This window comes from Flavobacterium sp., from assembly GCF_029242675.1.
Lineage (GTDB): Bacteria > Bacteroidota > Bacteroidia > Flavobacteriales > Flavobacteriaceae > Flavobacterium.
In genome coordinates this window covers 1-2,737 of the sequence record NZ_JAQWTM010000252.1, presented here as the reverse complement: position 1 = coordinate 2,737, position 2,737 = coordinate 1, and the positions used below count along the sequence as shown (strand labels likewise).

The following is a 2,737-nucleotide window of genomic DNA, read 5'->3' as shown; positions in this document are numbered from 1 at the left end:
GTGTTCCTTGTAAGAATATTTTGTTAAAGATGTATGGGAATTAAAAAAGCTCTTGTACTTTTAAACTTTTAAAGCCAATGATATTTATAATAGATGAAGAATTTTTTTTACTTATTGTCCTTGACACTACTAGTCAGTAGCTGTCAAATTTCAGAAAATATTACAATCAATGATGATGGTAGCGGGACAATTGAAATGACTGAAAATCGGCATGAGCCAAGTTATATGAGATTAGTAGGGGAGCAGTACGGTAAGGAAGATTTTTATAAGGACAGTACTTATGTTTTTTCGGACTACATTAAAAAGTATAATTATAATTTTATCAAGTTTACCCCAATTGAGCAAACCCTTTTTTCGAGATACAAAGATGTAGTAGTTCATATCAAAAAGAGTTCTTTTGACAAGCAGTATAAAACGACTTTTATCAGTCATTTTACAAAAGTAGAAAATATCCCAGATTTATATAAAACAGTTGATTATGCTGATGATCTCGAGAATAATTATGCGCTTACGGCAGAGAAACATTATTATAGGGTTAGTTATAGTTACGATAATTCGGTTTTTAAAAGGATTGTAACGATGACAAACCCAGACGAGCAAAATATTCAAAAAGCCGAAATGGAAGCCGCGAAAGCTAAATATGGCAACTTGGGATTTGTTCAAACCTATCAACTTACTTATAATTTCCCGCGAAAAATCAAATCGGTTTCTAATAGTTCGGCCATAATCAGTGAAAATAAAAAAGCACTGTCTATAACTTTTCCGTTAAGCGATTGTATCGCTAATCCAGAAATCACGCAACTAGAAGTTGTGCTAGAATAAATTCATTTGACAAAAGGCGACTCATTCAAACTTTGTACCTTTGTCCTTCAAACATCGAATGCTTTCAGATTATGAACAAGAAGATTCAACTTCAAGATTTAGGGAATAAAGATTATCAGGAAACCTGGCAATACCAAGAAGAACTTTTTAAAGGTATTGTTGACTTGAAAATAAAAAATAGGAGAGAAGAGTTGAATCTCGATACACCTAATTATTTTTTGTTTGTTGAGCATCCTCATGTATATACCTTAGGTAAAAGTGGAGATTTGTCAAACTTACTTTTGTCGGAAGAACAATTGGCTGAAAAAGGAGCAACCTTCTACAAAATTAATCGAGGTGGTGATATTACGTATCACGGTCCTGGCCAAATCGTAGGCTATCCTATTTTAGATTTAGAAAACTTTTTTACGGATATTCATAAATATTTGCGGTTTCTTGAAGAAGCTATTATTTTGACTTTACAAGAATATGGATTAGAATGTGGCCGCAGCGATGGCGAGACTGGCGTTTGGCTTGGAGTAGGTACGCCGTTTGCTAGAAAAATATGTGCCATGGGAGTACGTGCTTCTCGTTGGGTTACCATGCACGGATTTGCTTTGAACGTCAATGCAAACTTAGGCTATTTCGATAATATTATTCCTTGCGGTATTCGTGGTAAAGCGGTAACCACTTTAAATGTAGAGTTAGGCGTTGATCATGTAAATGAAGAAGAGGTGAAAGCAAAAATTTTGAAGTATTTTAAAATATTGTTTGAATGTGAGTTTTCTGAAGCAGTCAATTCATAAAAGCTTTGCATTATTTTATACCTATATATAATGTAGAAATATATAATGGGATAATCATCAGTCTATTCAGTTGGTGATTGCTATTTTATTACAAGTCCAAGCTTAGCTGCTCGGGTAATAATTTAAAAGTCATACGGTGGTATTTGGTTGGGCCGTATTTTCTAATTGCCTCTCTATGCTCTTTCGTAGGGTAGCCTTTGTTTTTTTTCCAATTGTACATTGGGTATTCTTCATGAATGCGATTCATGTATTCATCGCGATACGTTTTAGCTAAGATGGACGCCGCTGCAATACTTAAGTATTTTGAATCTCCCTTAATAATGCTTTCGTTTGGTATTGTTTTTAGCAATTCTGTTTCTTCTAATGAAAACACTTTACCAACTAGACTCTTTAAGCCTAGCTTGGCATTTAATTTTCTGTTTCCATCCACTATTATAAAATTCGGGTTCACTGAAAGCTTGAGGACGGATTCTTGCATAGCTTTCATTGAAGCATTCAAGATATTGATTTCATCAATTTCATTGGGAAATAAATGGGTCACCGCATAGGTGATGGCTTGTTGTTCTAAAATAGGTCGAAGTTGCTCTCTTACTTTTTCAGATAACTGCTTACTGTCATTTAAAAGTGCGTTTTCAAAGTTCGGTGGTAAAATAATGGCTGCAGCTGTAACTGGTCCTGCAAGACAGCCTCGTCCAGCTTCGTCTGTACCGGCTTCTAGTTGAAAGTTTGAAAAGCTGTTTTGTAGCATTTTAAAGTGTTTTTTGCATGTAAATAAATGATTTTCTCAACAAAGAAGCCTCAAAGATAATGATCGTATTTTTTTTTCAACACAAACTAAATATTATGTTAGGATAAAGTTAATTTTTTATGATTTATAATTTGGAGATTTAAGTTTTAATTATGATGTTTGTACCAACTAATTCAAAATTAATTAATATGAGATTAAAGTTCAAATGGATCTTTACGCTACTGGTAGCGTTGTCTATGCAGTTCTCTTTTGCGCAGGAGAGAACCGTAAGTGGAATTGTTACAGATGCTTCAGGCTGATTATTTACTAAATATGTAACACGTAATTTGTACTTGTCAAATAGTGACATACCACCACATTTTGGTCCTGCAGCATAAATATT

Annotated in this window: 4 protein-coding genes; 2 read left to right on the top strand and 2 right to left on the bottom strand. The window is 33.9% G+C overall.

Translation table 11 applies throughout. From position 1 onward, the window contains the following. Nucleotides 1–93: 93 nt before the first annotated feature. Together P8M54_RS09355 and lipB are read left to right on the top strand one after the other, a co-directional pair. On the top strand, nucleotides 94–822 hold the full coding sequence (locus tag P8M54_RS09355) for a hypothetical protein (RefSeq protein WP_300287549.1): 729 nt from the start codon (nucleotides 94–96) through the stop codon (nucleotides 820–822). A 71-nt stretch (nucleotides 823–893) separates the two neighbouring features. Next, nucleotides 894–1,607 (top strand): lipoyl(octanoyl) transferase LipB, encoded by a 714-nt coding sequence (lipB, locus tag P8M54_RS09350; protein WP_300287547.1) that lies wholly within the window; start codon nucleotides 894–896, stop codon nucleotides 1,605–1,607. Nucleotides 1,608–1,695: 88 nt separating this feature from the next. Here the strand turns inward: lipB and P8M54_RS09345 are convergent, their stop codons facing one another. Together P8M54_RS09345 and P8M54_RS09340 are read right to left on the bottom strand one after the other, a co-directional pair. After that, a complete protein-coding gene (locus tag P8M54_RS09345; RefSeq protein ID WP_300287545.1) occupies nucleotides 1,696–2,355 on the bottom strand; it encodes a ribonuclease HII in 660 nt (219 codons plus the stop codon). Nucleotides 2,356–2,494: 139 nt separating this feature from the next. Beyond that, nucleotides 2,495–2,737, bottom strand: a 243-nt coding sequence (locus P8M54_RS09340) for a hypothetical protein (protein ID WP_300287543.1), incomplete at its 5' end; no start/stop codon positions are given.

Bases quoted from the DNA above. Each gene is read 5' to 3' on its own strand.
- P8M54_RS09355 (WP_300287549.1), top strand. From the start codon at position 94: ATGAAGAATTTTTTTTACTTATTGTCCTTGACACTACTAGTCAGTAGC.
- lipB (WP_300287547.1), top strand. From the start codon at position 894: ATGAACAAGAAGATTCAACTTCAAGATTTAGGGAATAAAGATTATCAG.
- P8M54_RS09345 (WP_300287545.1), bottom strand. From the start codon at position 2,355: ATGCTACAAAACAGCTTTTCAAACTTTCAACTAGAAGCCGGTACAGAC.